Raw genomic sequence first — 22696 nt, 5'->3', positions numbered from 1 at the left:
GATGTCAGCCACTGAACCCACTTCTCTGACCGTCGATCAGATACGCGTCGACGTCGCCGACGTCCTGGGCGAGGCCCCCGAGGACATACCCGTGGACGAGAACCTGGTCGACTACGGCCTGGACTCGATGCGGATCATGACGCTGGTCGAGCGCTGGCGGCGCGACCACGGCGTCACCGCGTCCTTCGTGGACCTCGCGGAGCAGCCCGCGATCGAGGCCTGGGCCCCGCTCCTGGGGGCGGCCTCATGACGACTGCCCCCACGGCGGCCGGTCTGAAGCTGACCGCCGCCCAGTCCGGCATGTGGTTCGCGCAGGCGCTGGACCCCGAGAGCCCCGCGCAGAACACCGCGGAATGCCTGGAGATCCACGGCCCGATCGACCCGGACGTCTTCGCCAGGACGCTCCGTCAGGTGGTGTCCGAGGCCGACGCCTTGCGCGTACGGATTGTCGAAGGGACCGACGGTCCGGAGCAGTTGGAGATCTCCGGCCTCGAACTCCCCCTGCACGTCGCCGACCTCCGCACCTCCGCGAACCCCTTCTCCGAGGCGTACGCCTGGATGCACGCCGACCTCGCCGTGCCCTTCGGCCTGGCCGAGGGCCCGCTCTTCGCGCACGCGCTCTTCCGCGTCGGCGACGACCGGTGGCTGTGGTACCAGCGGGTCCACCACATCGTGATGGACGGCTTCGGCTACTCCCTCCTCGCCCGCCGCACCGCCGAGATCTACACCGCGCTCGCGTCCGGCGAGACCCCGCCCGACAGCCCGTTCGGCCGGCTCGCCGACCTGGTGGAGGAGGACGCGGGCTACCGCGTCTCGGGGACGTACGACAAGGACCGCCGCCACTGGGACGGCACCTTCGCGGACCGCCCGGAGGCCCCGACCCTCGCCGGCCGCACCGCGCTGCCCTCGCGGACCTTCCACCGCCGCAGCGCCCACCTCTCGCCGCTCGCCACCGACCAGCTGCGCGAACTGGCCTCGTCCATCAAGGCGACCTGGCCCGAAGTCCTCGTCGCCGCCCAGGCGTTGTACGTCTCGCGGGCCACCCACACCGAGGAGGTCGTGCTCGGCCTGCCGATGATGGGCCGCATGGGCTCGGTGGCCCTGCGCGTGCCCGGCATGGTCATGAACGTGCTGCCGCTGCGCCTGACCGTCACCCCGTACGCGACCTTCGCGGAGCTGACCCGGCAGGTGGTGCTCGGCATCCGCGCCGCCCGCCGCCACCAGCGCTACCGGTACGAGGACATCCGCCGCGACCTCGGGCTGCTCGGCGAGGGCCGCTCCCTGGTCGGGCCGCTGATCAACGTCATGCCCTTCGACTACGGGCTGACCTTCGCGGGCGCCCGCACCGAGGCCCACAACCTCTCCGCCGGCCCGGTCGAGGACCTCACCGTCAACGTCTACGACCGCACCGACGGCTCCGGCCTGCGCATCGACTACGACGGCAACCCGGCCCTGTACGCGCCGGACGAGCTGGCCCTGCACCAGTCCCGCTTCCTGGAGCTGCTGGAACGCATCGCCCGCACCGGCCCGCACACCCCGCTCGCCGCACACACCATCGCCCGCGAGTCCGAACTCTCCCTCGTCCTGGACGAGTTCAACGCCACCGCCCGGCAGGTTCCCGCCACCACCCTGATCGGTCCGATCGAGGACCAGGCCGCCCGCACGCCGGACGCGACCGCCCTGGTCTTCGGCGACACGCACCTGACGTACGCGGAGCTGAACACCCGGGCGAACCAACTCGCCGCCCATCTCATCGAGTTGGGTGTACGTCCCGGGGCGCTCGCCGCGGTCGCCGTGCCCCGCTCCCTCGACCTGGTGGTCTCCCTCCTGGCCGTCCTCAAGGCGGGCGGGGCCTACCTGCCGCTCGACCCGGACTACCCGGCGGACCGGCTCGCGTACATGCTGGCGGACGCGGAGCCCGCCTGTGTCATCGCCGACCGAGCGGACCGCGTCCCGGCCTCCGGCGTGCCGGTCGTCGCCCTCACCGGGCTGGACACCACCTCGTACACCACCGAGAACCCGGCCCCGGGCCTCACCCCGCAGGATCGGGCGTACGTCATCTACACCTCGGGTTCGACGGGCCGCCCCAAGGGCGTCGTCGTCAACCACGCGGCGATCGACAACCGTCTGCGCTGGATGCAGCACGAGTACGAACTCGGCCCCGGCGACCGCGTGTTGCAGAAGACCCCGTCCGGCTTCGACGTCTCCGTGTGGGAGTTCTTCTGGACGCTGCGGGTGGGCGCGACGCTGGTCGTCGCCGAGCCCGGCGGCCACAAGGACCCGGCCTACCTGGCCCGCGTGATCCGCGAACAGGCCGTCACCGCCTGCCACTTCGTGCCGTCGATGCTCCAGGTCTTCCTGACCGAGCCCGCCGCCGCGAGCTGCACGGGCCTGCGCCATGTGTTCTGCAGCGGCGAGGCGCTCCCCCGTGAGACCGTGCGCGAGTTCGGCCGCGTCCTGGGCCCCGGTGTGCCGCTGCACAACCTGTACGGTCCGACCGAGGCCGCGGTCGACGTGACGTACCACCCCTGCGACACGAACGGCACCGGAGCGGTCCCGATCGGCCGCCCGGTCTGGAACACCCGGCTGTACGTCCTGGACGCGGCGCTCCAGCCGTGCCCGCCCGGCGTCAGCGGTGAACTCTTCCTCGCGGGTGTGCAGTTGGCGGACGGCTACCTGGGCCGCCCGGCCCTCACCGCGTCCCGTTTCGTCGCCGACCCGTACGGCGCGCCGGGCACCCGTATGTACCGCACGGGCGACCTGGCCCGGTGGACGGCGTCCGGCGAGATCGAGTACCTGGGCCGCACCGACCACCAGGTGAAACTGCGCGGTCAGCGCATCGAACTCGGCGAGATCGAGGCCGAGTTGGCGAAGGACGCGTCGGTCGGCGCGTCCGGCGTCCTGGTCCGCGAGGACCGTCCGGGCGACCAGCGCCTCGTCGGCTACGTCACCCCGGCCGCCGGGGCCGCGCACCCCGACCCCGAGGCCCTGCGTGCCCGCCTGGCCCGCACCCTCCCGGAGCACATGGTGCCGGTTGCGATCCTGGTCCTGGCCGACTTCCCGCTCAGCCCGAACGGCAAGCTGGACCGCAAGGCCCTGCCCGCCCCGGAGTTCAGCACCACCGCCGACGGCGGCCGTGTCCCCGCGAACCACCGCGAGGAGACCCTGACCCGGCTGTTCGCGGAGATCCTGGGTGTGCCCCGGGTCGGTGTGGACGACGCGTTCTTCGACCTCGGCGGCACCTCGCTCCTCGCGGCCCGCCTGGTCGCCCGCGTACGGGACACTCTGGGCGCGGAACTCACCATCGGCACCCTCTTCCAGGCCCAGACGCCCGCCTCGCTCGCCGCCCAACTGGACGCGGGCAACAAGGAGTCGGACCACGCCCTGGACACCCTCCTCCCGCTGCGGGCCACCGGTGACCGCACCCCGCTGTTCGCCTTCCACCCGGCGGGCGGCATCAGCTGGTGCTACTCGGGCCTGCTGTCCCGCCTCGACACGCAGCAGCCCGTCTACGGGCTCCAGGCACGCGGCCTGCACGGCGACGGCGAACAACTCCCTTCCACCATGGAGGAGATGGCCGCCGACTACATCGAGCAGATCCGCACGGTGCGCCCGCACGGCCCGTACCGGCTGATCGGCTGGTCGGTGGGCGGTGTGCTGGCGCACACGGTCGCCGTTCGCCTCCAAGAGGCGGGCGAGAAGGTCGAGTTGCTGGCCCTGATGGACGCCTACCCGTCCGACCAGTGGCAGGACTCGGCGATCCCGGCCGAGGCGGACGCGCTCACCGCGCTGCTCCGGATGGCCGGTTACGACCGCACCGACGAGCTGACCCGCGAGGACGTCCTCGCCACCCTGCACCGGGAAGGCAGCGCCCTGGCCGGGCTGCCGGACGCCACGCTGTCCGCCGTGGTCGACATCGTGGTGAACAACGCCCGCCTGATGCGGGCCCACCGCCACCGCGCCTTCGACGGCGACCTGCACTTCTTCACGGCCGCCGCGCCGCGCGAGGAGGACTGGCTGACGCCGGACGCGTGGGCCCCGTATCTCACGGGACAGCTCATCAACGACGAAATCGACTGCCTGCACCCGGAGTTGACACAGCCGGGCCCGCTGGACGAGGTGTGCGCGGTGCTCGCCGCCCACCTGAAGGAGCTGGACCACGCATGACCCACTCCCCCTTCGACCCGCCCGAGCAGGACACGGCCGGCGAGCCGACGCACCTCGTCCTGCGCAACGCGGACGGCGCGCACTCGCTCTGGCCGGTGTTCCGCGAGACGCCGGACGGCTGGACGCCGGTGTACGGCCCGGCACCGTACGGGCAGTGCACGGCACATCTCCAGGAACCGCCCGCCTGATACGGACGAGGGGCCGCCACGACACGTGGCGGCCCCTCACCTACTTCAGCAACTCGACGAGCCCATCGGCGAGTTCGGTGCGCCAGCACAGATAGTCGTGCCCGCCGTTGTACTCCCGGTACGCGGCATCGGCGTACCCCTTCTCCACCAACACGTCCCGAAGCCTGCGCGCGGCGGGCAACGCCACCCACTCCTGCTCCCCCACGGACAGCCAGAACCGTACGGGCAGCCGCTCGGCCGCCTCGATCCGCCCGGTCAGCCACTCGGAACTCTCCAGGTCGGGCCCGTCCGGCCACCAGAACGACCCCGACTGGGCCAGCACCAGCCCAAACCGCTCAGGCGCGCTCACAGCGGCGAACGCGGCGGTGAGCCCGCCGAGGCTCTGTCCGGCGACGACCGTCCGCGCCGGATCCCGGGTCACCGACCACCGCTCCCCCGCCCACGGCAACAACTCCCGCTCCAGGAACCCCACGAACCTCTCGCTGCACGCCAGCTCGTCCCACCGCACATCGGAATCAATCGACTCCGGCAACAGCGCCAGCAACGGCGGAATCCGCCCCTCCGCGATCAGGTTGTCGAGCAGCGCCGCGACGTCGAGCCCCGGCTGCCACATCTCGCCGTCCATGAGCACCAGCAGGGGCAGATCCTCGCCGCCGCCGGACGGCTCGTAGACATGCACCCGCCGCTCGTTCCCGAGGATCCCGCTCCGCACGACGTGCTCGCTGACGGTCCCGCGCGCGACCCCGTCCCGCCGCTGCCAGTCGCCGCCGCGAGGGGCCTCGGGCAGCTCGACGTACGAGACGGGCTCACCGCCCCAACGGCGGCTCAGCGTACGGGTGTTGAGCGGGTCGGCCCGCTGCGGGCGGCTGCGCAGCCACGGCCAGTACGCCGCGCCCTCACCCTGCGGCGCACCGCCCTCGTCCACGTGGAAGCCGTACGTGGCCCGCCAGTCGTCCCGCATGCGCACCGACCAGTGCCAGACATCCGTCCCCGGCACGTGCTCCATGAGGTTGTGCCCCATGTCGCGCGGATCCACGATCTTGTTCGGCATGCACAGCACAGCCCGTGTCTTGGCCGTCCCCCGCCACAGAAACGTGACGACCCGGTAGGCGGGGTCCCCCGCCGGATCGGCCTCGACGACCGGCGACCCCCCGGCCGCCCGCACGGCACCCCAGAAGTCGCCGCTCCCGACGGCCTCCGCCACCCACGCGCTCTCCGCCCTCTCCACGGGCTCCGGCCGGGTGATCCGGGGCGGCCGCCGGGTGGTCCCGACGGGCGGCGGGGCGGTCAGCGGCATGGGGCCCTCCAGCGAACACTTCGACGGCGATATCTCCGAATAAGGTTCACCTTACTTGGCGTGCCCGGAGCCGTTAGCGCGGCCTCACACCCCTCTGACCAGGGCGCCCAGCGTCCGCACGGGGGCGGGTTCGGTGCGTTCGGCACGCATGGCGTCCCGTGCCAGCTCGACCAGTTCCGCGGGTGTGAGGTCGTCGAGGGTCCGCCGGAAGGCGGCGATGAGGTCGGCCGCCACCTCGGTCAGTGCCTCGTCGCTGACGGGCCGCGCGGGCAGATCACCGCTCTCGGCCACCAGGAGGGCGCTGCTCAGGGCGTAGAGCTGGGCGGTTCCCGCCTCGCGCACGGTGAACGAGAGGTGGACGGAGGACTCCGCACCCGGCTCCTCCTCGCCGACGGCGCTGGCCGCGTGCGCGTACCCGCGGGGCACGTACAGCACCTCCCCCGGGCGCAGCACGGCGTCCAGGAGCAGCGGCCCCGGGTCGCCCTGCTCCCGCTCGGGCTGCCAGTTCCCGTCGGCGGGCCCGCCGTACACCCGCCAGCGTTTCGCGCCGTGCAGTTGTACGGCCAGTACGTCGGCGTCGTCGCGGTGCACGGGACGCCCGGTGGTGCCGGGCGGGGTGAGGAAACAGAACGCCTCGACCTGCCGCCCCAGCCGCTCGCCGAGCGAATCAGCGAGCGCGCGGACACCGGTGTGCCACTGGTCGACGTACCGGAGGAGCAGGGTCGCGCGCTCCTCGTGGACGATGCGGCGCACCGCTTCCGCGTCGACGTGGCCTTCGGTGATTTCACCGAGGACGACGCGCGGTGTGCAGAAGCGTTCCGCCGGTACGGTGGCGTGCTCGTGCACGAGCTGGGCGTACGGCGCGGTGAGCAGTCCGGCGTCGAGTACGCCGTCGAGGTCGGCGACGGTGAGGACGTCGAGCGGCGGATCGACCGGCCGGAACAGCGCGGGCTCCTTCCGCCAGTGGTCGGCGAAGAAGGCGGTCTCGTCTTCCACGAGTCGTGCGAGCCAGTCCATGAAGGAAATTCCGATCCGTTTCGCTCAGGCCGTCGGACGGCTGCTGTGGGCGTGCGGGCGGGCGCTCGCCACCAGGTCCAGGGGGTCGACGTCGGCGAGCCTCTTCCTCAGGTGGTCGAGGAGGCCGGCGGCGGTGTCGAGCAGCGCCGCGTCGTCGAGCGGGCGTCCGGGCAGGGTGAGCCCTTCCGCGAGCCGTGCGAGGAGGGCGGTGCGCAGATGGTCGGCACCCGCCTCCCGGATCACCACCGTGAGGTGCGACGAGGGTTCTCCTCCGACGGCTTCCGCGGTGTGCGCGAACCCCCTTGGTACGTACAGCACTTCACCTGTCCGTACGACGGTGTCGAGGAGCACCGGCCCGGGGTCGTCCTCGCGGACCGGCTGCCAGTTCCCGTCGGCGGGCCCGCCGTACACCTGCCAGTGCTTGGCCCCGCCGAGCTGGAGGGCGAGGAGGTCGCCGTCGTCACGGTGCACGGGACCGTGCCGGCCGGGCTGCGAATGAAAGTAGAAGGCTTCCACCAACCGCCCGAAATGAGCGGCGAAGTCCCGTACCAGGGAGCGCACTTGAGGATGCCACTGATCGATGTACCGCAGTTGCAACGTGGCACGCTCACTGCTGATGAGATCGCGCACGGCCTGCCCGTCGACGTACCCGTCCACGGGCTTTCCCGTGACGATGCGCTGCGGACAGAAACGCTCGTCGGGGATCTGCCCCTGCGCCGTGTAGAGCCCCGCGTACGGAACCCGCAGCAGCCCCGCATCGAGCACGGCGTCCCGGTCGGCCGCCGTGAAGACGTCGAGCGGCGGATCGACCGGCCGGAACAGCACGGGCTCCTTCCGCCAGTACGTGGAGAGAAGTGCCTCCGGGTCGGGCACACAGCGTCCGAACCAGTCCATGGCCCGCCTTCCGATCTTGTTCAGCCATGCATCGCTTACAGGGGGATTCACACCACGTGAGGGGCCGTCCGGCGTCCCGTCCGGCCCCTCACGCCCTGGCCCCACCGGCGAACCGGCGGGGCCGGAGGGACTAGATGACGTCCGGGTAGCAGTCGCCGCACCTGGCGACGACGCTCTGCTGGGTAGCCGCACCGGACGGCTGGGCGAGGGCCGAGGGCGCGAAGATGGCGCCGCCGACGACGGCCGCGGCGGCCACGGAGAGCGCGGCACGCTTGGAGACGAGGCTGCGTCGCGAGACGGCGACGGCCTGCGCGGGCTCGGCCTGCGGGGTAACCTGCATGGGGGAACTCCCTTGTGCGAAAGGTGGGTTGGACCACTCGTATCCGGTGGCCCGCACTGATGATCACCACGCCTTCCGACGCTGAGGAGCCCCCCTGATGGGTTCCATACGACGTACCGCAGGTATTGACGCCTCCCCTACGGCATCCGTGCCGAAGCCGCCCCCGTCGGCACCGAGGGAAATCCGCGTGCCCCACCCCGTCCCGTACGCCATCCTGTCGCGATGTACGAGAGTCACCTGACCGTGCTGTGCCACGGCGAAGAACTGCGCAGGCTGGAGCGTTGGGCGGCCGCGCGGACCCACCGCGTGAAGTTCACCCACATCGCGCTGGACCGGGGCCGCAGCCCGGATCAGCCCATGCTGACGCTGCGCGGAACGCGCCCCACGTACGCGGCGGAGATCGCCGCAGCACGGCGGACGACCGCTCAACTGACCGATGCCGGATTCACCGTGGCCCGGTGGAAGGTGGAGTGCGCCCCCTGGGCCACGGAGGTGCCGCAGGACGACCTCGGCGCGGCCACAGCGGGCCCCGACGCGGGGCCCGGGACCGGACGCCACTTCGAGCACCACATCAAGCTGCTCCTCCCCCTCTCGTACGACCACAACGCCCTGGTCACCCACGCCGAACGCCACGGAGCCCATGTCTCGCGCAACGCACGCCGCAGGCGGTCCGACGGCCGCCAGGAACGGTTCGTCACCCAGCGCTGCCACGGCGTGGGCAACGACCGCGCCGCACACGCGCTGACCACCCTGCTCGCGGAGCTGACCCCGTACGAGGTGATCGACGTCGAGCGCGAGTACGTCCTGCTCGACAGCGCGTCGCCGGCCCGGACCTGGACGACGCGCTCCGCTACGTCGAATGGCACCACTTCGCCGACGAGTACCCCGCCTTCGCCCCCCGCGAGCAGGAGTTCATCCACCGCCTGCGCAGGGCCCTGATCTCCACCTTCACCGACACCGGTGTCGGCACCGGGAAACACTGACCGCCCCGGACAACGCGAAAGACCCCCAGAAGCTCTGGGGGTCTTTCACTCGGTGTCCGAGGGGGGACTTGAACCCCCACGCCCGATAAAGGGCACTAGCACCTCAAGCTAGCGCGTCTGCCATTCCGCCACCCGGACAAGGTGTCTGTCGTTCCGGGGTTTTTTGTGCTGTCCCGTTCCGACATGGAAAACAATACCAGGGGTTCGGGGTGGGTTTCACCTGCGTATTGCGTGGTCAGTGGCCTGCGGCCGTCTTGTTGGAGGCGATCCAGTCGTCGTTGTGCTGCCAGGCGTACAGGGTGTTGCCGTCCGTGTACGCGTAGTAGAGGTCGCAGCGGTGGGTGGCCTGCTGGGCGGTGGTGTCCTTGGGGAACCACGTGGCCTGGAGCTGCGGGTCCTTCGGCTTCTGGTCGGCGGGGAGGGGCTTGCAGGCGGGAGGGAGGGGGGTGGTGGGGAGCTTGGCCTTGAGGAGGCGTTCGCCGCCGGTGGTCTTCATCGTGTACGAGATGTCGGCGGCCGTGTCGGGGAGCCAGCGCGGGACCGAGGGGCGGGCCTCCTTCGCGGCGGTGCCGGTGGCGTAGGAGGCGGACTCCTGGTGGCGGCCGTCGAACCAGTCGTAGGCGGCCGGGGCCGCGACGAAGGCCAGGAAGGCGGTTCCGGCGAGGGTTGCGGTGGCGGTGACGAGGACGGCGGGCTTCATGAGGTGCTCCGGGGAGGTGGGGGGTTGGGGTGGTGATTCCATCCTTGGGGCGGGTTCGGCCGATCGGGTCAGACCGGAGGACCGTTGTACGTACGACTGAGGTGGCATCCGGAGAGGTGAGCACCTAGGGGGTCGGGGGCGTCCTAGCCTCGCGGGGTGAGCACTCAGGAGCCGGGCGCGCAGAGCCCACCGCGTTATCGCAGGCCACGGGCCCTTTCGCCGCTGCGGGAGCACCTACGGGACACCTTCTGGTTCGCCCCGGCCGCAGGGCTCGTGGGGGTGATGTTCCTGTGGTTCGTGGCCTCCGGCGTCGACGTGGCGGTCATGGACGCCCTGCGGGAGGAGCGGGCGTACGAGGAGATCGGCAGGCTCGTCGGGTTCGCCGAGGACGCCAAGACGATCATCACGACCGTCAGCTCCGCGATGATGACCTTCATCGGTGTGGTCTTCAGCATCTCGCTGGTCGCCGTGCAGATGGCCAGCGGGCAGTTCAGTCCGCGGGTGGTGCGGATCTTCGTGCGGAGCCGGATCACCAAGCTGACCTTCTCCGTGTTCCTGGCGACGTTCGTGCTGTCGCTGCTGGTGCTGGCCGCCTACGACGGGGAGACCGACCCGGAGAAGGTCGAGACCGTCCCGGTGGTGCAGAGCCTGCTGACCATGGCGATGGTGGCGCTCAGCCTGATGCTGTTCATCGCGTACGTGAACTCCACGCTGCGGCTGATGCGGGTCAGCCATGTCATCGACCGGATCAGCCGGGCTTCGCTGGCGACGCTGCGCAAGCAGGAGCGGGAGTGGGACGAGGACGTGGTGCTGGGTCCGGAGACCGCACGGTTCGCCTATCGCGGGCGGGCCGGGGTGCTGCGGGACGTGGACATCGCGCGGCTGATGCGGGTGGCGCGGCGGCGGGGGGCCGTGCTGCGGCTCATTCCGCGGATCGGGGACTTCGTGGTGCCCGGGACTCCCGTGATCGCCGTGCACGGTGGGGAGGGGGTGACGGAGAAGGCGGTGCGGAGGTCCGTGTCCGTGGGGGTGGAGCGAACGTTCCACCAGGATCTCGGGTTCGGACTGCGGCAGCTCGCGGACATTGCGCTGCGGGCGCTGTCGCCGGCCGTGAACGACCCGACGACCGCCGTGCAGGCCCTGGACCGGATCGTGCAGTTCCTGGCGGTGGCGGTGGAGCTGCCGCTCGGGGCGCTGCGGCACCGGGACGGGCAGTTGCAGGTGCGGTTCGTGCAGGACGTGCCGGGGTGGGCGGATCTGGTGGATCTGGCGTTCACCGAGATCCGTGGGGTCGTGGCGGGCAATCCGCAGGTGTCGCGGCGGATGATGGCCGGGCTGGACGACCTGTTGCTGCTGGCGCCCGAGGGGCGGCGGGAGGTGCTGGAGCGGCACCGTGCGCTCCTGGTGGACGTCGTGGAGCGCACGGCGCCGGATGCGGCGGACCGGGAGTTCGCGCTGACGGCGGACCGGCAGGGGATCGGGTAGCGAGGGTCAGGCCGGTCCCGTACCGAAGGCCGCGTCGAAGGAGGCGGCCGGCGGGGGGAAGTCGAAGCGTTTGAGGTGGGTGAGGGCCTCCGGGGCTCCGGCCAGGCGGTCCATGCCCGCGTCCTCCCACTCGACCGAGATCGGGCCGTCGTAGGAGAGCGCGCGCAGGGTGCGGAAGATGTCCTCCCAGGGGACGTTGCCGTGGCCGGCGGAGACGAAGTCCCAGCCTCGGCGGGGGTCGCCCCAGGGGAGGTGGGAGCCGAGGCGGCCGTTGCGTCCGTCGAAGCGGGTGCGGGCCTCCTTGCAGTCGACGTGGTAGATCCGGTCGCGGAAGTCGAGCAGGAAGCCAACCGGGTCGAGGTCCTGCCAGACGAAGTGCGAGGGGTCGAAGTTCAGGCCGAAGGCGGGGCGGTGGCCGATCGCTTCGAGGGTGCGGCGGGTGGACCAGTAGTCGTAGGCGATCTCGCCGGGGTGGACCTCGTGGGCGAAGCGGACGCCCTCGGCGTCGAAGACGTCGAGGATCGGGTTCCAGCGGTCGGCGAAGTCCGTGTAGCCGCGTTCGATCATCGTCTCGGGTACGGGCGGGAACATCGCGACCAGGTGCCAGATGGCGGAGCCGGTGAAGCCGATGACCGTACGGACTCCGAAGGCGGCGGCCGCGCGGGCGGTGTCGGCCATCTCCTGGGCGGCCCGCCGGCGTACGCCCTCGGGTTCGCCGTCGCCCCAGATGCGGGGCGGCAGGATCGCCTGGTGGCGTTCGTCGATGATGGCGTCGCAGACGGCCTGGCCGACCAAGTGGTTCGAGATCGCCCAGCACTTGAGGCCGTACTTGGCGAGGAGGGTGTGGCGGGAGTCGAGGTAGGTGGGGTCGGTGAGGGCCTTGTCGACTTCGAAGTGGTCGCCCCAGCAGGCGAGTTCGAGGCCGTCGTAGCCGAAGTCGCGGGCGTACGAGCAGACTTCTTCGAGGGGGAGGTCGGCCCACTGGCCGGTGAAGAGGGTGAAGGGGCGGGGCATCGTGGCTTCCTCCTCAGAGGGGTACGGATGTGTAGGCGGCGTTCTTCTCGGCACTCTCCTCCACGGCGGCGAGCACCCGCTGCACCTGGAGACCGTCGGCGAAGGTCGGGGCGACGGGGGTGCCGGTGGCGATGGCGGTGAGCAGGTCGCGGGCCTGGTGGACGAAGGTGTGCTCGTAGCCGAGCCCGTGGCCGGGCGGCCACCAGGCCTTCAGGTAGGGGTGGCCGGGTTCGGTGACCAGGATGCGGCGGAAGCCCGCGGTGTGGGCGGGTTCGGTGTGGTCGTGGAAGGCGAGTTCGTTGAGGCGTTCCAGGTCGAAGGCCAACGAGCCCTTCTCGCCGTTGAGTTCGATACGGAGGGAGTTCTTGCGGCCGGCCGCCATGCGGGTCGCCTCGAAGGAGGCCAGCGCTCCGGAGGCCAGGCGGCCGGTGAACAGGGCGGCGTCGTCGACGGTCACCTCGGCGCGGCGGGAGCCCGTCTCCGGGTCGGGCCGGTGGCGTACGAACGTCTCGGTGAGCGCGGAGACGCCTGTCAGCTCCTCCCCCGCCAGGTACTGGGCGAGGTCCACCAGGTGGGCGCCGAGGTCGCCGAGGGCGCCGGAGCCCGCGCGGTCCCGTTGGAGCCGCCAGGTCATGGGGGCGACCGGGTCGACGAGCCAGTCCTGGCGGTACGCGGCCCGGATGTGCCGCAGCGCGCCGATGCGACCCTCGGCGACGAGGGTGCGGGCGTACGAGAGGGCCGGGACGCGACGGTAGTTGAAGCCGACCATCGCCAACTGGCCCCGTGACGAGGCACGTTGGGCAGCTTCTGTCATCGCGCGGGCCTCTTCGACGGTGTTGGCGAGGGGTTTCTCGCACAGGACGTGCTTGCCCGCTTCCAGGGCGGCGACGGCGATTTCGGCGTGGCTGTCGCCGGGGGTACAGATGTCGACGATGTCCACGTCGTCGCGGGCTATCAGAGCCCGCCAGTCGGTCTCGGCCGCCGCCCAGCCGTGCCGGTCGGCCATGGCGCGTACGGCGTCGCGGTCGCGGCCGCACACGGCGGCCAGGGCCGGGCGGGCGGGCAGGTCGAAGACGCGGCCCACGGTGCGCCAGCCCTGGGAGTGGGCGGCACCCATGAACGCGTATCCGACCATGCCGACACCGAGGGTCGGGGCACCGATGGCCGGGGCGCGGAGGGGGGTGGGTGCGGAGTGTTCCATCCGGTCTCTCCTTGTCCGTCGCGTACGGGTCAACTCGCTTGCAGGACGGGTCAGTTGAAGCCCGTGGGGAGGTAGTCGTCGACGTTCTCCCGGGTGACGACGGCGGAGTAGAGGGTCAGCGAGGCGGGGATCTCCAGTTCGGCGATGCCTCCGATGCCCTTGCCCTGGCCGAGAGCGCGGGCCAGGTCGATGGCGGAGGCGGACATGGTCGGCGGGTAGAGGACGGTGGCCTTGAGGACGGAGTTGTCGGCCTTGATGGCGTCCATGGCGGACTTGGCTCCGGCACCGCCGACCATCAGGAAGTCCTTGCGGCCCGCCTGCGCGATGGCGCGCAGCGCACCGACGCCCTGGTCGTCGTCGTGGTTCCAGAGCGCGTCGAACTGGGGCTGGGCCTGGAGGAGTTGGGCCATCTTGGCCTGCCCGGACTCAACGGTGAACTCGGCGGCCTGGCGGGCCACCTTGGTGATGTTGGGGTAGTTCTTGAGGGCGTCGTCGAAGCCCTGGGTGCGGAGGCGGGTCAGCTCCAGGCTGTCGATGCCGGCGAGTTCGACGACCTTGGCGCCCGCCTTCCCCTTGAGTTTCTCGCCGATGTAGCGGCCCGCGTTGAGTCCCATGCCGTAGTTGTCGCCGCCGACGTAGCAGCGGGAGGCCTGCGGGGAGGCGAAGGCGCGGTCCAGGTTGATGACGGGGATGCCCGCCTTCATCGCGGCGAGGCCGGTCTGGGTGAGGGCCTTGCCGTCGGTGGGGAGGATGACCAGGACGTCGACCTTCTTGTTGATGAGGGTCTGGATCTGGCCGATCTGGGCGGCGGTGTCGTTGGAGCCCTCGGTGATGTCGAGGGTGACGTCGGCGTACTTCTTGGCGCGGTTGCGGGCGTTCTCGTTGATGGCGTTGAGCCAGCCGTGGTCGGCCTGGGGTCCGGCGAAGCCGATGGTGACCTTCTTGCCGGGTGCGGAGTCGGCGGCGGGCCGGTTGTCGGTGGCGGGGGTTTTGTCCTTCTTGGTGGGCTCGTTGCTGGTGCAGGCGGCGAGGAGGGCGGTCGCGGAGACGGCGGCCCCGCCGAAGAGGAGGCCGCGGCGGGTGCTTCCGGGCCGGGCGGCGGTGTCGGATCGGGCGGAGTCGGGTGTTTTTGGCATGGCTGGGGCGACCCTTCGGGCTGAGTGGTCAACTTGGTTGCGGGATAAGGCTGTTGCTAGGTGCCGTCGTGTGCGGTGCGGCGCTGGACCAGTACGGCGGCGACGATGATCGCCCCCTTGGCGATCTGCTGGACGTCGCTCTGGAGGTTGTTCAGGGCGAAGATGTTGGTGATCGTGGTGAAGACGAGCACGCCGAGCACGGAGCCGACGATGGTGCCGCGCCCTCCGGTGAGCAGGGTGCCGCCGATGATCGCGGCGGCGATGGCGTCGAGCTCGTACAGATTCCCGTTGGTGTTCTGGCCCGAGCCGGACAGGACGATCAGCAGGAAGGCGGCGATCCCGCAGCACAGGCCGGAGAGCAGGTAGAGGTAGAGACGCTGGCGGCGTACGTCGATGCCGGCGAGCCGGGCCGCTTCGGCGTTGCCGCCGACGGCGACGGTGCGGCGGCCGAAGGTGGTGCGGTTCAGGAGCAGCCGGCCGACGACGGTGACCGCCGCGAAGACGAGGACCAGCGGCGGGATGCCGAGGACGTACGCGTCGGGCAGGCCCAGGTCGAGCACGGAGTTCACGGTGACCATCTGGGTGCGGCCCTCGGTGATCTGGAGGGCGAGACCGCGGGCGGCGGCCAGCATGGCGAGGGTGGCGATGAACGGCACCAGCCTGCCGTACGCGATGAGCACACCGTTGACGAGTCCGCAGGCGGTGCCGACGAGCACGGCGGTGAAGAGGATGCCCGCGAAACCGTACTCCTGGGTGGCGACGGTGGTCGCCCAGACGGAGGCGAGGGCGACGATCGCACCGACGGAGAGGTCGATGCCGCCGCTGGTGATGACGAAGGTCATGCCGACGGTGACGACGCCGATCACCGAGGCCTGGGTGAGGACGAGTTGGAGGTTCCCCGTGTCCAGGAACTGTTCGGGCTTGGTGATGCCGCCGACCGCGATCAGGACGGCGAGGACTCCGAGGAGGGAGAGGTTGCGGACGTCGAGGCGTGAACTCCCTTTGCTTGCAGTCTCTTTGGCAGCGACTTGAGCCGGTGCCGCCTTGGTCAGGTCGGGCGGGGTCATGGGGCGGGGCTCCCTTCCATCACGAGGTCGAGCACACGGTGTTCGTCGAGTTCACGGGCGGGCGAGGTGTGGACGAGGCGGCCTTCGCGCAGGACGAGTACGCGGTCGGCGAGGCCGAGGACTTCGGGGACTTCGCTGGAGACGAGGAGTACGGCGAGGCCTTCGTCGGCGAGGCGGCGGACGACCGCGTACAGCTCGGCGCGGGCGCCGACGTCGACGCCCCGGGTGGGCTCGTCCAGGAGGAGGACCTTGCAGCCGCGCAGCAGCCAGCGGGCGAGGACGGCCTTCTGCTGATTGCCGCCGGAGAGGGTGCGGACGTGGGCGTCGGGGTTGTCGGGGCGCAACGATATTTCGCGGGTGGCCTGTTGGGCGGCGATGCGTTCGGCGCGGCGGTCGAGCCAGCCTGCGCGGGAGAAGCGGGAGAGGGTCGAGACGGAGACGTTGCGGGTGACGGACTCCAGCATCAGGAGGGCCTGCGCCTTGCGCTCCTCGGGGGCGAGTCCGATGCCCGCGCGCACTGCGGCTCTGACGCTTCCGGCACGTAACTGCCTCCCGTCGACGGCCACTTGCCCGGCGGTCGGCTTGCGGGCCCCGTAGATCGTCTCCAGGATCTCGGAGCGGCCGGAGCCCACGAGACCGGCCAGGCCGACGATCTCGCCGGGGTGGACGGTGAGGTCGAGCGGCTCGAACTCACCCGTGCGGCACAGGCCTTGGACGTGGAGGGCGGGGGTTCCGGGGCGGTCCTGGGGTGCGGGGCGGTCCGGGAAGGCGTAGGCGACGTCGCGACCGGTCATCAGGGCGACGATGTCGCGGGTGGGGGTGGACCTGGCGGGAAGGCCGACGGCCACGGCGCGGCCGTCCTTGAGGACGGTGACGCGGTCGCCGATGCGGCGGATCTCCTCCAGGCGGTGCGAGATGTAGACGACGGCGACCCCGTCGGCGGTGAGGGAGGCAACAGTCCGGAAGAGGTTGTCGACCTCGTCGGGGTCGAGGGCGGCGGACGGCTCGTCCATCACGATGAGGCGCACGTCGTGGGAGAGGGCGCGGGCCATCGAGACGATCTGCTGCTGGGCGGCGGAGAGGGTGCCGACCAGGCGGTTCGGGTCGATCTCGGGGTGGCCGAGGCGGGTGAGGAGGGCGGCGGTCGTGGTGCGGGCGGTGCGGCGGCGTACGAGGAAGCCGGCGGTGGTGGGCTCGTGGCCGAGGTGGACGTTCTCCGCGACGGAGAGGCCTTCGACGAGGTCGAGCTCCTGGTAGATGGTGGCGATGCCGAGGCGCATGGCGGCGGTCGGGGACTTGAGGGTGACGGTCTCTCCGGCCCAGGTGATCCGCCCGCTGTCGGGGTGGTGGGCGCCGGCGAGGACCTTGATGAGGGTGGACTTTCCGGCGCCGTTCTGGCCGAGGAGGCAGTGGACTTCGGCGGGGCGGACTTCGAGGTCGACGCCGTCGAGGGCGCGGACGCCGGGGAAGGTCTTGGTGATGCGGGACATGGTGAGGAGGGGGGTGGGTGGGGGTGCGGGGTCGGGTGGCATGAGGTCCCCTCGGGCGGGTGGTGGGGTACGGGGTCGGGGGGGGTGCGGGGTGGTGGGGCTGGGCGGGGGTGGGCCGGTGCTTGGTGGTGCGGGCAGGGGGCGGTGTCCGGGTGGGCCCGGATCGGGCGGGCCGCCCCCTTGCCCGCCCGTTCCGCCCCGGGGGCCCCGCCGCCCAAGGGGACGGCGGCGGAAAGGGGGCGGTCCGCCCAAGGGGGCTGGGCGGAAGAGGGGGCGTCGCCCGAGGGGAGCCAGGTGGAAGAAGGGGCGGGGATGGCGCCTTGCTGGCGGAGGGTCAGGAAGCCGGGGAGAAGAGGTGGTTGGTGATGAGGAGGGTGGCGCCCGTGACGCCCGCCGTGGGGCCCAGTTCGCCGAGGACGATGGGGAGGTTGCCCGTGGCCAGGGGCAACGACTGGCGGTAGACCTGGGTGCGGATGCTGGCCAGCAGGGTGTGGCCCAGGCCCGTCACCCCGCCGCCGATCACCACCAGCCCCGGGTTGAAGAAGCTGACCAGGCCCGCGATGACCTGGCCGACCCGGTTGCCGCCCTCGCGGATGAGAGCGAGGGAGGTCGGGTCGCCCGCAGCGGCCGCCGCGGCCACGTCGGCCGCTGTCAGGCGGCCGTCGGGGTCGAGGCGGGAGGCGAGTTCGAGGGAGTGGCCCGCACGGGCGGCGGCCTCGGCGTCGCGGGCCAGGGCCGCTCCGCTGAAGTGCGCCTCCAGGCAGCCCTTGTTGCCGCAGGCGCACAGTCGGCCCTCCGGCTCGACCTGGATGTGCCCGATGTCGCCCGCGCTGCCGGTGGTCCCCCGGTGGACCTCTCCCCCGACGACGATCCCGCAGCCGATGCCGGTGCCGATCTTGACGCAGAGGAAGTCGCCCACGGACCGGGCCACGCCCGCGTGCTGCTCCCCCATCGCCATCAGGTTCACGTCGTTGTCGACCAGCACCGGGCAGCCCAGGTCCTGGCTGAGCGCCTCCCGCACCGGGAAGCCGTCCCAGCCGGGCATGATCGGCGGGGCCACCGGCACGCCCTCCGGGAAGCGCACCGGGCCGGGCACGCCGACCCCGGCGCCGTCGAAGCCGCCCGGGGCGAGGCCCGAGGCGCGGAGCTTGGCGGCCAGGTCGAGGGCCTGCTCGAAGACGGCGACCGGACCCTCCCGTACATCCATCGGCTGGTTGAGGTGCCCGAGGATCTCCAGCTCCGCGTTGGTGACGGCCACATCGACCGAGGTCGCGCCGATGTCGACGCCGAGGAAGCGGAGTTCGGGGGCGAGGCGGACGTTGTGCGAGCGCCTCCCGCCGCGCGAGGCGGCCAGCCCGTCGGCGACGACGAGCCCCGTGTCGAGGAGCCGGTCGACCTCGACGGCGAGTTTGGAGCGGGAGAGGTCGACCTGATCACCCAATTGGGCCCGGGAGTTGGGGCCGCCGTCACGCAACAGGCGGAGCAGGCGCGCCTGGTGCGCGTTCGCGGGTCGAGCCGTCATGCGCCTCACGTGCCCCTCCTGCCGCACGGGCCGTACGGAGACGGCCTGTTCGCTGCCTGCCCCGGGGTCGGTCCGGGCGGGCTTTGGAGGGGAACGTAGCAGCGGGTGCAGGGGCTGGGAAGAAGTTGAGCCGGAATCGGTCTCAACTTTCTCCACTGTGAGGACAAAGCGCCGGCCGGGGGTCGTGCATGCTCCCGCCCCGGACGGGCACCCGGCCTCCATGAATGTGATGGAGGGTCACATGTCTTTGGCAGCAGTCGAGTTCGCAGGAAAGTTCGTCGACTTCACCGGTGTCCTGTGGAAGGACATCGTGCTGAACGTCTCCTTCATCTTCGGGATGCTCGGCGTGCTCGTGTGGATCGCCTGGTGGGTGCAGGAGCGCAGGCGCGGGGTGCGCGGTGCCGCCGAGAACCCGCCCCTCACCCTCGGACGGCGGATGGTGACCCGGCGCGTCCTCGGTGTCCTGTCGGTCGCGGGGACGCTGGCGCTGCTCGGTTTCGGCATCGCCCTGGCCACGGGGGACGACCCGGAGGGCAATGCTGGGTTCCTGCTGGTCCTCGGCGGCCTCTTCGCCGTCGCCTGGCTGGTGGCCCTGGTACTGGGCCGCCCCCTCCCCCGCCCCGCCGACGACCGGTCGGTCAAGCACGCGCCGACCCGGGAGAAGCCGTACGACCAGACGTCGTACGCGCACCTGCCGGACGACGTCCCCGGACGGAAGCGCAACAGCTAGCACGAGCTAGGGGCAGCGCACGACCTGCCCCGCGTACGACAGGTTCCCGCCGAAGCCGAACAGCAGCACCGGGTCGCCCGAGCGCAGCTCTCCGCGCTCGACCAGCTTCGAGAACGCCATCGGGATGCTCGCCGCCGAGGTGTTGCCGGAGTCGACGACGTCGCGCGCGATGACGGCGTTGACCGCGCCGATGCGCTGGGCGAGCGGCTCGATCAGGCGGAGGTTGGCCTGGTGGAGGACGACCCCGGCGAGGTCCTCGGGGGCGATCCCGGCCCGCTCGCAGACCTTGCGGGCGATCGGCGGGAGCTGGGTGGTGGCCCACCGGTACACGGTCTGCCCGACCTGCTCGAAGCGCGGGGGCGTGCCCTCGATCCGTACCGCATGGCCCATCTCCGGTACGGAACCCCACAGGACCGGGCCGATCGCACCTGACTCCACGGACCCCTCCGGCGTCGCCTCGACGACCGCCGCGCCCGCACCGTCGCCGACCAGGACGCAGGTGGAACGGTCGGTCCAGTCGGTGATCTCGGTCATCTTGTCCGCGCCGATGACCAGCGCACGGGTCGCCGATCCGGCCCGTACCGCGTGATCGGCGGTGGCCAGGGCGTGGGTGAAGCCCGAGCAGACGACGTTGAGGTCCATCACGGCGGGCGAGCCCATGCCGAGGCGGGCGGCGACCCGGGCGGCCATGTTGGGCGAGCGGTCGATGGCGGTGGAGGTGGCGACCAGGACGAGGTCGATGTCCGCCGGGTCCAGGCCCGCGGAGGCGAGGGCCTTGGCGGCGGCGTGCGCGGCCAGCTCGTCGACCGGTTCGTCGGGACCCGCGACGTGCCGGGTCCTGATCCCGACCCGGCTGCTGATCCATTCGTCGCTGGTGTCGACCAGTTCGGCCAGGTCGGCGTTGGTCAGCACCTTGGCCGGCTGGTAATGCCCGAGCGCGACGATCCGTGAACCGGTCATGTGCGCCTCCACCCCTCATTGCGGACAGTCGGAGCGACCCAGTCTTCTTTGTGACTCACCGGTACGAGGGCGTGTGATTCAACAGCATTCGCCACCCAGACTTTGGAGCTTCCCGCCCACCCCACGGACAATGGACCTCGCAAAACGCACCTCAGATCGCATCGTCACCCGCGGTGCGGCACTCGTCATCACTCTCGGGGCAGGACTGATCACCATGGGCCGGGTCACCGCACGCCGTCGCGTCGTACGCATCAGGGGCGGGGCCGTCTCCACGCGGCCGGACACACTGGTGGCGGAGGAGCCGCTGGAGATCAGGCTCAACGGAAAGCCGCTGGCCATCACGATGCGCACGCCCGGCGACGACTTCGCGCTGGCCGCGGGCTTCCTGGTCAGCGAGGGCGTGCTCGGCGACGGGACGGAGGTCGCGAACATCGTCTACTGCGCGGGCGCCCAGGAGGATGGTTCCAATTCGTACAACGTGGTGGACGTACGGCTGGTTCCCGGAACGCCGGTCCCGGACATCACGCTGGAGCGCAACGTCTACACGACGTCCTCGTGCGGGCTGTGCGGCAAGGCCAGCCTGGACGCCGTAAGGACGCAGGCGCGGTTCCCGATCCTCGACATACCGCCGGTGCGGGTGACGCCGGAGCTGCTGGCCTCGCTGCCGGTGCGGTTGCGCGAGGCGCAGCAGGTGTTCGACAAGACGGGCGGGCTGCACGCGGCCGCGCTGTTCTCCGACACCGGCGAGCTGATCGACGTACGCGAGGACGTGGGACGGCACAACGCGGTCGACAAGCTGGTGGGGCGGGCGCTGACGGACCGTCGGCTGCCGTTGTCGCGGTCGATCCTGCTGGTGTCGGGGCGGGCGTCGTTCGAGCTGGCGCAGAAGGCGGTGATGGCGGGGATACCGTTCCTGGCCGCCGTCTCCGCGCCGTCGTCGCTGGCGGTGGACCTGGCGGCGGAGACGGGGCTGACGCTGGTGGGGTTCCTGCGGGGGGACGACATGAATGTGTACGCGGGCGAGGAGCGGGTCGTCCTCCCCTGAGCTCAGCGCCGCTTGACGGTACGGCTCTCCACCGGCGCCGGGATGAACTGGAGCTCCAGCGTCGCCGGCGGCTTCGCGATCCCGGGGCCGCCCGCCGCGATCCAGGCCAGGATCTCGTCCGTGCTGTCGTCGTCCAGCGCCCAGCCGACCCAGGCCGCCCGGCCTCCCCTGCGCCGCCCCTCGGTGGAGGGCTGGACCACCACGACGTTGGCCTGTCCGCAGGGGCCCAGGCAGTCGCTCGTACGGACGACCAGGCGTCCGGCGGAGGCAGCCGCGGCCTCGCGCATCCGGCGGAGCTGGCCCGCGTGGTCGGTGCCGGGGTTCTTGCGGGCGTCGCCGCAGCAGCAGCCCCTGCACACGGTGAGGGCGCAGGGGCGGTTGCCGAAGGTGCGTATCGCTGAAGTCACTTGTCGATCTTGCCAGCCGGGGCCGGGGCGGCGACAGGCGGCATCTCCGCCGGTGGCGGGATCCGGTCCTCGGCCCGGCGGCGCGCGATCACCGCGCACACCATCAGCTGCATCTGGTGGAAGAGCATCAGCGGCAGCACCGCCAGGCTCGCGTGCGCCCCGAACAGGACGCTCGCCATCGGCAGCCCCGCCGCCAGGCTCTTCTTCGACCCGGCGAACTGGATCGCCACCCGGTCCGCCCGCTCGAAGCCCAGCTTCTTCGACCCGTACCAGGTGAGCGCCAGCATCACGGCGAGCAGCACCGCCTCGACCCCGAGCAGGGCCAGCAGCCGCACCGGCGAGATCTGGCTCCAGATGCCCTGGGCCATGCCGAGGCTGAAGGCCGCGTACACGACGAGCAGGATCGACGAGCGGTCGAAGTAGCCGAGCACCTTCTTGTGGCGTACGAGGAAACCGCCGACCCAGCGGCGCAGCAGTTGCCCGGCCAGGAACGGCGCGAGCAGCTGGAGCCCGATCTTCAGCAGCGAGTCGGCGGAGAAGCCCGCGCCGCCGCCGGTGAGCAGGAGCGCCGCCAGCAGGGGCGTCACGAAGATGCCGACGATGCTGGAGAAGGAGCCCGCGCAGATCGCCGCCGCGACGTTGCCGCGCGCGATCGAGGTGAAGGTGATCGAGGACTGGATGGTCGAGGGGACCAGGCAGAGGAAGAGGAAGCCGTTGTAGAGCTCGGGGGCCAGCACGTGCGGGACCAGGGCGCGGCCCGCGAGTCCCAGCAGCGGGAAGAGGACGAAGGTGGTGGCCAGCACGGTGACGTGCAGCCGCCAGTGCGCGAGGCCCTGGAGCATCTCGGCGGTCGACAGCCGCGCCCCGTAGAGGAAGAACAGGATGGCGATGGCCGCCGTCGAGACGTGCCCCAGCACCTCGGAGGCCGTGCCGGTGGCGGGCAGCAGGGTGCCCAGGCAGACGGCGCCGAGCAGCGCGAGGACGTACCCGTCGATCGGGAACCAGGAGGGCAGCTTGAGGCGGCTCATGGGGTCCATCGTCGCCTTTCGCGGA

Annotated in this window: 21 protein-coding genes and 1 tRNA gene; 7 read left to right on the top strand and 15 right to left on the bottom strand. The window is 71.4% G+C overall.

All coding sequences use genetic code 11. From position 1 onward, the window contains the following. Nucleotide 1: 1 nt before the first annotated feature. From IE269_RS20255 to IE269_RS20245, 3 genes are read left to right on the top strand one after another with little or no spacing between them, the layout of a single operon-like run. Nucleotides 2-250, top strand: coding sequence for a phosphopantetheine-binding protein (locus IE269_RS20255; RefSeq protein WP_189824453.1), 249 nt, complete (start codon nt 2-4; stop codon nt 248-250). Continuing rightward, nucleotides 247-4167 (top strand): non-ribosomal peptide synthetase, encoded by a 3921-nt coding sequence (locus tag IE269_RS20250; RefSeq protein WP_189824452.1) that lies wholly within the window; start codon nt 247-249, stop codon nt 4165-4167. The genes IE269_RS20255 and IE269_RS20250 overlap by 4 nt, the downstream gene beginning before the upstream one ends. After that, the gene (locus tag IE269_RS20245; RefSeq protein WP_189824451.1) at nt 4164-4355 is read left to right on the top strand and encodes an MbtH family NRPS accessory protein; all 192 of its coding nucleotides are present in this window, start codon (nt 4164-4166) and stop codon (nt 4353-4355) included. The genes IE269_RS20250 and IE269_RS20245 overlap by 4 nt, the downstream gene beginning before the upstream one ends. A 40-nt stretch (nt 4356-4395) precedes the next feature. Here the strand turns inward: IE269_RS20245 and fes are convergent, their stop codons facing one another. From fes to IE269_RS20225, 4 genes are all read right to left on the bottom strand, one after another. Beyond that, the gene (gene fes / locus IE269_RS20240) at nt 4396-5652 is read right to left on the bottom strand and encodes an enterochelin esterase (RefSeq protein ID WP_189824450.1); all 1257 of its coding nucleotides are present in this window, start codon (nt 5650-5652) and stop codon (nt 4396-4398) included. A gap of 84 nt (nt 5653-5736) precedes the next feature. Beyond that, nucleotides 5737-6669, bottom strand: coding sequence for a JmjC domain-containing protein (locus IE269_RS20235; RefSeq protein WP_189824449.1), 933 nt, complete (start codon nt 6667-6669; stop codon nt 5737-5739). Nucleotides 6670-6693: 24 nt separating this feature from the next. Further along, nucleotides 6694-7563 (bottom strand): JmjC domain-containing protein, encoded by an 870-nt coding sequence (locus tag IE269_RS20230; RefSeq protein ID WP_189824448.1) that lies wholly within the window; start codon nt 7561-7563, stop codon nt 6694-6696. 130 nt (nt 7564-7693) lie between these two features. Beyond that, entirely contained in the window at nt 7694-7903 is a 210-nt protein-coding gene (locus tag IE269_RS20225; protein ID WP_189824447.1) for a hypothetical protein, read from the bottom strand. 222 nt (nt 7904-8125) lie between these two features. Between IE269_RS20225 and IE269_RS20220 the strand changes: the two genes are divergently transcribed. Beyond that, on the top strand, nt 8126-8842 hold the full coding sequence (locus IE269_RS20220) for a hypothetical protein (RefSeq protein ID WP_229898000.1): 717 nt from the start codon (nt 8126-8128) through the stop codon (nt 8840-8842). A 97-nt stretch (nt 8843-8939) separates the two neighbouring features. On the opposite strand, the gene IE269_RS20215 is transcribed toward IE269_RS20220, so the two are convergent. Beyond that, nucleotides 8940-9024 (bottom strand) — tRNA-Leu (locus IE269_RS20215). Between the two features lie 97 nt (nt 9025-9121). Beyond that, entirely contained in the window at nt 9122-9586 is a 465-nt protein-coding gene (locus tag IE269_RS20210) for a hypothetical protein (protein WP_229898002.1), read from the bottom strand. Nucleotides 9587-9742: 156 nt separating this feature from the next. Between IE269_RS20210 and IE269_RS20205 the strand changes: the two genes are divergently transcribed. Next, nucleotides 9743-11071 (top strand): DUF2254 domain-containing protein, encoded by a 1329-nt coding sequence (locus tag IE269_RS20205; RefSeq protein ID WP_229898004.1) that lies wholly within the window; start codon nt 9743-9745, stop codon nt 11069-11071. 6 nt (nt 11072-11077) lie between these two features. Here IE269_RS20205 and IE269_RS20200 read toward each other — a convergent pair whose 3' ends face one another. The 6 genes from IE269_RS20200 to IE269_RS20175 all read right to left on the bottom strand — a co-directional run bounded on the left by IE269_RS20200 (nt 11078) and on the right by IE269_RS20175 (nt 18501). Further along, nucleotides 11078-12085, bottom strand: a complete 1008-nt coding sequence (locus IE269_RS20200; protein ID WP_189824446.1) for a sugar phosphate isomerase/epimerase family protein — start codon at nt 12083-12085, stop codon at nt 11078-11080. A 13-nt stretch (nt 12086-12098) separates the two neighbouring features. Next, nucleotides 12099-13286 (bottom strand): Gfo/Idh/MocA family protein, encoded by a 1188-nt coding sequence (locus IE269_RS20195; protein WP_189824445.1) that lies wholly within the window; start codon nt 13284-13286, stop codon nt 12099-12101. Between the two features lie 50 nt (nt 13287-13336). After that, entirely contained in the window at nt 13337-14422 is a 1086-nt protein-coding gene (locus IE269_RS20190) for a substrate-binding domain-containing protein (RefSeq protein ID WP_189824444.1), read from the bottom strand. A 56-nt stretch (nt 14423-14478) separates the two neighbouring features. Beyond that, complete coding sequence (locus IE269_RS20185) at nt 14479-15489, bottom strand: ABC transporter permease (RefSeq protein WP_189824443.1); 1011 nt, start codon at nt 15487-15489, stop codon at nt 14479-14481. Beyond that, nucleotides 15486-17021: a sugar ABC transporter ATP-binding protein gene (locus IE269_RS20180; RefSeq protein WP_189824442.1), complete on the bottom strand. Its 1536-nt coding sequence runs from the start codon at nt 17019-17021 to the stop codon at nt 15486-15488. Before IE269_RS20180 ends, IE269_RS20185 begins: the two co-directional genes overlap by 4 nt. Before the next feature lie 292 nt (nt 17022-17313). Beyond that, the gene (locus tag IE269_RS20175) at nt 17314-18501 is read right to left on the bottom strand and encodes an ROK family transcriptional regulator (protein ID WP_189824441.1); all 1188 of its coding nucleotides are present in this window, start codon (nt 18499-18501) and stop codon (nt 17314-17316) included. A gap of 241 nt (nt 18502-18742) precedes the next feature. Between IE269_RS20175 and IE269_RS20170 the strand changes: the two genes are divergently transcribed. Further along, nucleotides 18743-19231, top strand: a complete 489-nt coding sequence (locus IE269_RS20170; RefSeq protein ID WP_189824440.1) for a hypothetical protein — start codon at nt 18743-18745, stop codon at nt 19229-19231. Between the two features lie 6 nt (nt 19232-19237). Here IE269_RS20170 and IE269_RS20165 read toward each other — a convergent pair whose 3' ends face one another. Next, nucleotides 19238-20191, bottom strand: coding sequence for a beta-ketoacyl-ACP synthase III (locus tag IE269_RS20165; protein ID WP_189824439.1), 954 nt, complete (start codon nt 20189-20191; stop codon nt 19238-19240). 214 nt (nt 20192-20405) lie between these two features. Between IE269_RS20165 and fdhD the strand changes: the two genes are divergently transcribed. Next, complete coding sequence (gene fdhD / locus IE269_RS20160; RefSeq protein ID WP_189824697.1) at nt 20406-21236, top strand: formate dehydrogenase accessory sulfurtransferase FdhD; 831 nt, start codon at nt 20406-20408, stop codon at nt 21234-21236. 2 nt (nt 21237-21238) lie between these two features. On the opposite strand, the gene IE269_RS20155 is transcribed toward fdhD, so the two are convergent. After that, a complete protein-coding gene (locus IE269_RS20155) occupies nt 21239-21643 on the bottom strand; it encodes a (2Fe-2S) ferredoxin domain-containing protein (RefSeq protein ID WP_189824438.1) in 405 nt (134 codons plus the stop codon). Continuing rightward, a complete protein-coding gene (locus tag IE269_RS20150; protein ID WP_189824437.1) occupies nt 21640-22671 on the bottom strand; it encodes a bile acid:sodium symporter family protein in 1032 nt (343 codons plus the stop codon). Before IE269_RS20150 ends, IE269_RS20155 begins: the two co-directional genes overlap by 4 nt. Nucleotides 22672-22696: the final 25 nt, after the last annotated feature.

This window comes from Streptomyces spiroverticillatus, from assembly GCA_014650415.1.
Taxonomy (GTDB): domain Bacteria; phylum Actinomycetota; class Actinomycetes; order Streptomycetales; family Streptomycetaceae; genus Streptomyces; species Streptomyces spiroverticillatus.
The sequence above is the reverse complement of the archived record's forward strand: the minus strand, read 5'-3'. Positions and strand labels throughout refer to the sequence as shown.

Coding starts and splice junctions, on each gene's coding strand:
- IE269_RS20250 (WP_189824452.1), top strand. CDS start 247: ATGACGACTGCCCCCACGGCGGCCGGTCTGAAGCTGACCGCCGCCCAG.
- IE269_RS20220 (WP_229898000.1), top strand. CDS start 8,126: ATGTACGAGAGTCACCTGACCGTGCTGTGCCACGGCGAAGAACTGCGC.
- fdhD (WP_189824697.1), top strand. CDS start 20,406: ATGGGCCGGGTCACCGCACGCCGTCGCGTCGTACGCATCAGGGGCGGG.
- IE269_RS20210 (WP_229898002.1), bottom strand. CDS start 9,586: ATGAAGCCCGCCGTCCTCGTCACCGCCACCGCAACCCTCGCCGGAACC.
- IE269_RS20245 (WP_189824451.1), top strand. CDS start 4,164: ATGACCCACTCCCCCTTCGACCCGCCCGAGCAGGACACGGCCGGCGAG.
- IE269_RS20185 (WP_189824443.1), bottom strand. CDS start 15,489: ATGACCCCGCCCGACCTGACCAAGGCGGCACCGGCTCAAGTCGCTGCC.
- IE269_RS20235 (WP_189824449.1), bottom strand. CDS start 6,669: ATGGACTGGCTCGCACGACTCGTGGAAGACGAGACCGCCTTCTTCGCC.
- IE269_RS20190 (WP_189824444.1), bottom strand. CDS start 14,422: ATGCCAAAAACACCCGACTCCGCCCGATCCGACACCGCCGCCCGGCCC.
- IE269_RS20175 (WP_189824441.1), bottom strand. CDS start 18,501: ATGACGGCTCGACCCGCGAACGCGCACCAGGCGCGCCTGCTCCGCCTG.
- IE269_RS20180 (WP_189824442.1), bottom strand. CDS start 17,021: ATGCCACCCGACCCCGCACCCCCACCCACCCCCCTCCTCACCATGTCC.
- fes (WP_189824450.1), bottom strand. CDS start 5,652: ATGCCGCTGACCGCCCCGCCGCCCGTCGGGACCACCCGGCGGCCGCCC.
- IE269_RS20225 (WP_189824447.1), bottom strand. CDS start 7,903: ATGCAGGTTACCCCGCAGGCCGAGCCCGCGCAGGCCGTCGCCGTCTCG.
- IE269_RS20165 (WP_189824439.1), bottom strand. CDS start 20,191: ATGACCGGTTCACGGATCGTCGCGCTCGGGCATTACCAGCCGGCCAAG.
- IE269_RS20255 (WP_189824453.1), top strand. CDS start 2: ATGTCAGCCACTGAACCCACTTCTCTGACCGTCGATCAGATACGCGTC.
- IE269_RS20230 (WP_189824448.1), bottom strand. CDS start 7,563: ATGGACTGGTTCGGACGCTGTGTGCCCGACCCGGAGGCACTTCTCTCC.
- IE269_RS20150 (WP_189824437.1), bottom strand. CDS start 22,671: ATGAGCCGCCTCAAGCTGCCCTCCTGGTTCCCGATCGACGGGTACGTC.
- IE269_RS20170 (WP_189824440.1), top strand. CDS start 18,743: ATGTCTTTGGCAGCAGTCGAGTTCGCAGGAAAGTTCGTCGACTTCACC.
- IE269_RS20195 (WP_189824445.1), bottom strand. CDS start 13,286: ATGGAACACTCCGCACCCACCCCCCTCCGCGCCCCGGCCATCGGTGCC.
- IE269_RS20200 (WP_189824446.1), bottom strand. CDS start 12,085: ATGCCCCGCCCCTTCACCCTCTTCACCGGCCAGTGGGCCGACCTCCCC.